Raw genomic sequence first — 7,500 nt, 5'->3', positions numbered from 1 at the left:
ACTCAAGTTATTCGAGTTCGCGTATTCTCCCGAAATAAAAAAACATTACGCTTCTTTAAACTTTCAATCGAAAGATTTCTCCCTTGCAGGTCCCAAAATCATTTCCAGAATTCAAACCTTTGGTGAAAAAAAAGAGATCGATGGAACCTTTTATTCTTCTGCGGGTTCCGAAAAATTCGATTCCGAATTAAAACTCACGGGTTATCGCGGAAAAAGCGAAGATCTTTTCGCCCTCGACCCAGATCGTAAAGAACTAAAAGGCAAAGCAGAACTAGTCCGTTTCGGATTCATTTCTCGCTCAACCTTCACTTTAGAATGGATTCGCGCTTGGAGTCATCCCCTACAAAACGAAAACAAACAGGGCCTCGGAGCAAAAGAATTCCAACCGGTCAACCCGGCTGTTTCCGAAAACGATTCTAAACGTTGGGAGATCATCGCAGGCAAAGCTCCGGTCTTTTACAATCCGTCCTGGGGCGGAATTTTTCTTTCTCTCAGAAATTATACGAACGAAACTCTCGGCCGTGGAATTTATTACGGACTTTACAAAAAACGATTTACGATCGAAGCGGGACAAGAATGGAGAATCAACGGAGATAAAATCACCGAAGGAAAATGGTCCTTTCGAATTAACGAGACTTGGAATTTGGAAGGGGCTTTTTTATTCCAGAAAGAAGGCAATCATACTGATTCTCTTTTCGAAGCGAGAACCGCAAGAGACGAAACGAGTTTGATTTTTACGGATCGTTCTTCCTCTTTTCGTCTCAGACTTCTTTCGCCTTACGTCGCGCTTACGGTAAGTCACTCTAGAAAAAGAGAAAGTAAAAACGAGAGCATCTGGATCAATCTGCAAGCACAATTTCCTTTTTAATTTTTAGAATATTCTTAAATTATAATTTATTTTTTAAAGTAAGCCCACGACCTTAGAGCTGTCCTAAAATTTAAGAATGCGGGAACTCCATCGGGTTTAACGACGAAAAGGCGGTTTAAAAACCTATCGAACGATCCGTTGAGATTGAGTTTCTTTGAACGCCAATAAAAGCGAGATGTTTTGGTTTCACAAAATTGTAGGAACTCTTACGTTTTTCAGGGCCAGAAGGGGCGCCATCTTATCTAAATATAAAAATAGAATATAACTTAAAAAAATTCCTTACAAAGAAAAAAGCCTTTGAACTGCTTTCTCTTCTTTCAAACCCAAGTTTCCGAGCGCGGAAAGATGTAGTTTAGGAATCCCCAAGGCCGACCTTGCGAAACGATTCAAATCCTCTAAAGTGATCGAGTAGATTTCTTTCACTCTTTCTTCGTAGGAATAATTACGGCCATAGTACAATTCCATCAGTGCAATCGTATTCATACGAGATTCGGTTTGTTCGTAGCTGATCGAAAGAGCACCTTCGTGGTTGGACTGCGCATCTAGAAGTTCCCTTTCGGTGATTCCACGATCCAAAATCGATTTGATTTCGTCGGAGATCGTTTCCAAACAAGTAACGAATTTCTCCTTGGAAGTGGAACAAACGACGCTATTAATACCTACGTCTATATAAGAGGAAGGATAGGCGGTGATCTGATAACAAAGTCCCTTCTCTTCCCTAACTTTTTGGAAAAGTCTGGAAGAAGTTCCACCACCTAAGATGTGAGTGAACAGGCTCGCCAAAGAAGCATTGTGAAATTCTCTTGCAAACCCCTCTCCACCTAAAACGAAATAAACCTGTTCCAGTTTTTTCTTTTTTGGAAAGTAACCCCATTGTTTCCTGGGCAAGGAAGGTGCATCGATATCTTTCTTTTTCTTTCTGAGCCTATTAAAATACTTTCCGGCGATCGCAAAAATCTCGTCCGGTTCGAAGTTTCCGGAAATCGAAAGAAACATATTTTCCGTATGATAATACGTATTATAAAATTCTGATAATCTTTTATGATCGACCCCGGAAACGGACTCTCTCGTCCCGATGATGTCCCGTCCCAGAGAATTCTTAGGAAAAAAGTTCTGATAGTAGAAATCGTGAATATAATCCTCCGGAGAATCCTCGTAACCTTGAAGCTCCTCCAAAATCACTCCTGCCTCGTTTTCTATGTCTGATTGTTTCAGCAAGGGTTCATAGATCATTTCGGCTAACAGTTCTAAGCCGAGACCGATATGTTTTGCCGCTACGCTTACGTGAAAGTAAGTGTATTCTCTGGAAGTAGCGGCGTTGGTAAAACCGCCCACCCTCTCGATGTCCTCGGCCTGTTGTTTAGCAGTTCGTTTAGCCGTATCCTTGAAAAGCATGTGCTCCAAAAAATGACAATAACCGGCATTCTTGGTAGATTCGTGTCTAGAGCCGACACGGACAAAAACTCCTGCTGAAGCACTGACTGTATGAGGGGCTTGTTGAAAGAGGACCGTAATTCCCCCGGACAGAACTTTTCTATAGACTAACTGTGAAGGTTCCTGCACCAAGGGAATATTAAAAAAATCTTATACTTCTTCTTCAAGAGCGTCTTTTCTGGAGAGATCAATCTTTCCAGTTTTATCCACATTCAAAACCTTGACTCGAATGATATCACCTTCTTTGACAATATCTTTCACGGAATTTACTCTTTTAAAATCGATCTTAGAGATATGACAAAGACCTTCTTTACCGGGAAGAATTTCGACGAACGCTCCGAAATCCGCAATCCGCTTTACTTTTCCTTCGTATATCTTTCCTACTTCGACCTCTGCGAAAAATCCATCCACCATCTTCGCCGCTTTTTCCGCGGATTCTTGGTTGGAACCGGAGATGGTCACTCTTCCGTCGTCTTCTATATAAAGCTCCGCTCCCGTAAGTTCGCTGATCCCTCGAACGTTTTTACCGCCCGGACCGATGAGTTCGCCGATTCTATCCTTAGGTATATTTCGAACGATAACTCTAGGAGCAGTTCCGGCTAAACTATCAGAAGCCTTGGAGATATGTTTTTCCATAATATCCAAGATATGGAATCTTCCCCTTTGTGCCTGTTCGAATACACTTTCTAAAACGTCGAAACTGACACCGGTCACTTTTAAATCCATCTGAAAGGCGGTGATTCCTTTTCTGGTTCCGGCGATCTTACAATCCATATCTCCGAAATGATCTTCCAAACCGGCAATATCGGATAACACCGCATACTTACCGGAAGAATCCGAAAAAAGTCCCATCGCAATTCCGGAAACACTTCCTTTAATCGGAACACCCGCAGCCATGAGCGCCAAAGAACCAGAACAAACGGAGGCCATAGAACTGGAACCGTTGGATTCTAAAATTTCAGATACGACACGGATCACATACGGAAATTCCTCCGACTTAGGAAGAACCAATTTGAGAGCTCGTTCCGCCAGATTTCCATGTCCGATTTCCCTTCTCCCGGGACCGGAAGATCTACGAACCTCACCCACAGAAAACGCAGGAAAGTTATAATGCAACATGAAGGACTTCTCTTTTTGACCTTCCAAAGTCTCGTATCTCTGATTGTCAGACCCTGTTCCTAAAGTCACAACCCCTAAAGATTGAGTCTGCCCCCTAGTAAAAACGGAAGAACCGTGAGGACCGGGAAGCGGATTGATTTCTACGGAAATGGGACGAATTTCGTCTAACTTTCTTCCGTCGAAACGTGTTCCTTTCGTGAGGACCTGTTCACGAACGATTTCATATTCCAATTCGTGAAGATACGTTTTGATATCTTTGATCTTGTCCTCTTCTTCTACGGTTTGTTTGAAGAACTCGACAACTTCTTTGTTCACATTAGAGATTTCTTTATTACGAGCGGTTTTGTCGGGAGTTTGATTTGCGGCAGTTAGTTTTGCAAACGCATATTCCTTTACTTTAGCAAGAAGTTCAACGTCCCGGGCTTTCAACTTAACTTCGCGTTTGACAACTCCGATTTTTTTTGCATATTCTTCCTGAAGAGTTACAAACTCGGCGATATGCTTTTGAGCGAAACGAAGAGCCGAAAGCATTTCTTCGTTACTGAGCTCTTTCGCTTCTCCCTCAATCATGACGATATGAGTTTTAGTTCCGGCAACAACCAGATCCAAATCGGAGTTCACGATTTCTTTCGTAGTCGGATTCAAAATCAACTCTCCGTTGATTCTTCCGATTCTCGCACCCGCAATCGGCCCGTTGAAAGGAATATCAGAAATCGTTAATGCGGCGCTTGCGGCATTCAGCGCGTGTCCTGCAACGGAAACGTCCCCGTCCGCGGAAAGAACTTGGACCTGAAGTTGCACTTCGCAGAAATATCCTTCCGGAAACAGAGGCCGAATCGGTCTGTCTATAATTCTGGAAATAAGAATTTCATGCTCAGGAGGTTTGGCTTCCCGTTTAAAATAGCCACCGGGAAAACGGCCGACGGAATAGAGTTTTTCGGTATATTCGCAGGTAAGAGGGAAAAAATCTTGTCCTTCTTTTGCATCATCAGCTGCACAAACAGTGGCAAGCAAAACTAGATTTCCGGATTTATAAACTACGGCACCGTGGGCTTGTTTTGCCCAGTTTCCGGTTTCTAGAACGATCGTATCTCGGCCATATTGGCCGGAAATTGTATGCGTCATGGACAACTTACTTACGGAGTCCGAGAGTTTCGATTAGTTTTTTATAACGGTCTAATTCGGTTCTTTTGAGATAATCCAGAAGTTTCTTTCTTTTGCCTACGAGTCTTAAAAGACCGGTTTTAGAATGAAAATCTTTTTTATGAGACTTGAAATGTTCGTTGAGTTCTTTGATTCTCGCATCAATGAGAGCGATTTGCACTTCAGTGGAACCCGTGTCTCCCGCTTTGCGGGCAAAATTACTGATAATTTGTTTTTTCTGTTCAGCAGCTATCATAGAGTGAATATACCTTTTTACCATTTTTTAAGCAATGGCACCTCTTTAAAGCTAATTTTTAGGAAAGACTCTTAAATATTTATAATCCAACTCATGGATTCCATGCTCTTCTTTTCTGCACCAAGCAAGAATCTCCCCTTCGGGGGAAACGAGAAGAAACTCCGTGCCGGGAATCCATTCCAATTTTGCTTTTCTCCCGTTGAGCACGTTTTTCACTTCTGTGCTCGGAATTTCCACGGTGGGAAATTCCAAAATCGATTCCGGAGGATAAATATTAACTTTTCCTTCCAATAGATTTTCGTACGAATCGGCTTGGTTCAAATTCAATTTACCAATACTGGTGCGGACCAATTTCTCCAAACGAAGCGGAAAACCAACACGATCGGAAATATCCATTACAATCTTACGGATGTAAGTTCCCGCAGAAACTCGAATCTTAAAAGAAATCAATTCGGGAGAAAATATTCCGAGTTCATACTGATACACTCGAATCTTTCGCACAGCGGGAACCAATGCTACTCCCTCTCGAAAGAGATCGGACCTTCTCCTTCCGTTTACCTTAAGTGCAGAAACCTCCGGAGCTTCCTGAGTTTCCCAGGTTGGAACTTGCTCGAATAAGTCCTTGAGTTTCTCTCGATGTTCCCGAAACCAAATTTCCGTTTGTTCTTTCGGAAGTGATTCTAAGATTTCGCCTTCCTTATCTCCGGAATCAGTGGATTCTCCCGGTTTGACCCAGGCTTGATACGATTTTTCTTTTTCTAAGAATACACTGGAAAAACTAGTACAACTTCCGACAGGAAGAATCATAAGACCGCTTGCGGCCCGATCCAAAGTTCCCGTATGACCGACCTTTTTGAATTTAAGTTTTTTACGGACAGCCACTACTAGATCCGAAGAAGTCATCCCTTCCGGTTTATGGATGAGCAAAAATCCGGATTCAGTCCGCACTCGTGGGTTTTCTGGTAAGTCTGAGCGATTCATCCAAACTCTGAATATATTCCTCATCCCAAAGAAATTGCATTCTAGGCGTAATTCTAAGTCCTAACTTTCCGGATAACGTCGTTTGAAATAAACCGGCGGCGCTGTTGAGTCCGGATAGTACTTTTAACTTTTTTTTGTCCGTGCAGATCGCGGTTACGAATACTTTCATGTTCTTTCCGTCTTCAGATATTTCCGCACGATGTACGGAAACCATATGCACCCTTGGATCTTTTACTTTGCCCGACAGAATCATCATCGCAACGGTACGAACGGCTTCCGCTTCGATTTTTCTTCTTCGGATCGGATTCAAGGTCCGGCTTTCCTATTCCAGTTTCCGCTTAATTACGGTTACATTATAAGCTTCGATCGTATCTCCGACTTTAAAGTCGTTGTATCCGTCCACTTGAATACCGCATTCGAAACCGGACACGACGTCATTTACATCGTCTTTGACCCGTTTGAGAGATTTAAGTTTCCCGTCGAATTTCGTTACTCCGTCGCTGATTACGCGAACATTCGCCGACTTCTGGATTTTTCCGGATGTAACCATACAACCGGCAATATTTCCGATCTTGGATACCTTGAAGATCTCTCGAATTTCGGCGGTTCCGATCACTTCCTCGATCTTTTCCGGTTCGAGAAGTCCTTCCATCGCCAATTTGATCTCATCCACAACTTGATAGATGATATTGTAATACTTGATCTGAACCTGCTCTTTTTCCGCAAGAGCGATTGTTTTCGGATTTGCACGCACGTGAAAACCGATAATCAGAGCGTTCGAAGCAGAAGCGAGCATAACGTCCATATCCACAATCGCACCCGCGCCGGATTGAATCACGTTCAACTTTACTTCCGGAGTGGAAAGTTTTTCCAAGGATTCCTTGATCGCCTCGGCGGAACCGCGAACGTCCGCCTTGATGATGACCTTGAGTTCTTTCAAAGCGCCGAGTTTGATATACTCGTTCATGTTCTCAAGAGTTACCTTAGAAGTGGTTCCGGCCGCGGCACCCGCGTTTCCGATTTTTTCGAATTCAATTCTATGTTGAGAAATATTTCTGGCTTCTTTTTCATCCGCCATCGCGTCAAACGGCGCTCCCGCATCCGGAACTCCGTCGATACCGGTCACCTGAGCCGGGAATGCGGGTCCTGCTTCCTCAATCAGTTGTCCGAGATCGTTGTACATCGCTCTTACGCGACCGGAGAAAACTCCCGCAACGAAAGGATCTCCCACACGAAGAGTTCCGTTCTGAATCAGAACCGTTGCCACCGATCCACGACCCGGATCCAGTTTCGCTTCTATGATCGTTCCTTTTGCTCTTCGTTTCGGATTGGCCTTGAGATCCATCACCTCGGCTTGGAGGAGAATTACTTCCAAAAGTTTATCAATTCCTATGTTTTCTCGAGCGGAGATTTTGACATACATCGTTTGCCCGCCCCATTCCTCCGATTGAAGACCGTGATTGGCAAGTTCCTGCATGATCTTGTCCGGGTTTGCCGTCGGAAGATCGATCTTGTTAATGGCAACTATGATCGGAACCTCGGCCGCTTTCGCGTGACTGATCGCTTCCAATGTCTGAGGCATCACTCCGTCATCCGCAGCGACTACGAGGATTACGATGTCCGTAACCTTCGCCCCTCGGGCTCTCATCGAAGTAAATGCTTCGTGACCCGGAGTATCTAAAAAAGTAATAAGGCCGCG

7 protein-coding genes (2 of these 7 running past the window's edge) are annotated in these 7,500 nt (G+C 43.7%); 1 reads left to right on the top strand and 6 read right to left on the bottom strand.

What is annotated here, in order from left to right; translation table 11 throughout:
• A protein-coding gene (locus LEP1GSC062_RS04655) for a hypothetical protein (RefSeq protein ID WP_039941148.1) crosses the window boundary here: on the top strand, window positions 1-868 show its 3' portion. It extends 857 nt beyond the left edge of the window; the window shows 868 of its 1,725 coding nt (coding positions 858-1,725); its start codon lies beyond the left edge, outside the window; it ends in the stop codon at window positions 866-868.
• Window positions 869-1,147: 279 nt separating this feature from the next.
• Here the strand turns inward: LEP1GSC062_RS04655 and LEP1GSC062_RS04650 are convergent, their stop codons facing one another.
• The 6 genes in view from LEP1GSC062_RS04650 to infB are tightly spaced (at most 51 nt apart) and all read right to left on the bottom strand, a layout consistent with a single transcriptional unit that may run on beyond the window.
• The gene (locus LEP1GSC062_RS04650) at window positions 1,148-2,431 is read right to left on the bottom strand and encodes a M16 family metallopeptidase (protein WP_139357278.1); all 1,284 of its coding nucleotides are present in this window, start codon (window positions 2,429-2,431) and stop codon (window positions 1,148-1,150) included.
• Between the two features lie 21 nt (window positions 2,432-2,452).
• Complete coding sequence (gene pnp / locus LEP1GSC062_RS04645) at window positions 2,453-4,546, bottom strand: polyribonucleotide nucleotidyltransferase (protein ID WP_010578487.1); 2,094 nt, start codon at window positions 4,544-4,546, stop codon at window positions 2,453-2,455.
• 7 nt (window positions 4,547-4,553) lie between these two features.
• Window positions 4,554-4,820, bottom strand: a complete 267-nt coding sequence (gene rpsO / locus LEP1GSC062_RS04640; RefSeq protein WP_002632045.1) for a 30S ribosomal protein S15 — start codon at window positions 4,818-4,820, stop codon at window positions 4,554-4,556.
• A 51-nt stretch (window positions 4,821-4,871) separates the two neighbouring features.
• Window positions 4,872-5,801 (bottom strand): tRNA pseudouridine(55) synthase TruB, encoded by a 930-nt coding sequence (truB, locus tag LEP1GSC062_RS04635; protein WP_039941144.1) that lies wholly within the window; start codon window positions 5,799-5,801, stop codon window positions 4,872-4,874.
• On the bottom strand, window positions 5,758-6,111 hold the full coding sequence (rbfA, locus tag LEP1GSC062_RS04630; RefSeq protein WP_002726152.1) for a 30S ribosome-binding factor RbfA: 354 nt from the start codon (window positions 6,109-6,111) through the stop codon (window positions 5,758-5,760). The genes truB and rbfA overlap by 44 nt, the downstream gene beginning before the upstream one ends.
• A gap of 12 nt (window positions 6,112-6,123) precedes the next feature.
• Window positions 6,124-7,500, bottom strand: the 3' portion of a protein-coding gene (infB, locus tag LEP1GSC062_RS04625; protein ID WP_010578489.1) for a translation initiation factor IF-2. It continues 1,263 nt past the right edge of the window; only the last 1,377 of its 2,640 coding nucleotides appear in the window; its start codon lies off the right edge, out of view; it ends in the stop codon at window positions 6,124-6,126.

The organism is Leptospira alexanderi serovar Manhao 3 str. L 60, from assembly GCF_000243815.2.
GTDB classification, from domain to species: Bacteria; Spirochaetota; Leptospiria; order Leptospirales; family Leptospiraceae; genus Leptospira; species Leptospira alexanderi.
This window is presented reverse-complemented; position numbering and strand designations above follow the sequence as displayed.

Excerpts from the sequence above, each read along its gene's own strand:
- pnp (WP_010578487.1), bottom strand. The coding sequence starts at position 4,546 with ATGACGCATACAATTTCCGGCCAATATGGCCGAGATACGATCGTTCTA.
- rpsO (WP_002632045.1), bottom strand. The coding sequence starts at position 4,820 with ATGATAGCTGCTGAACAGAAAAAACAAATTATCAGTAATTTTGCCCGC.
- truB (WP_039941144.1), bottom strand. The coding sequence starts at position 5,801 with ATGAATCGCTCAGACTTACCAGAAAACCCACGAGTGCGGACTGAATCC.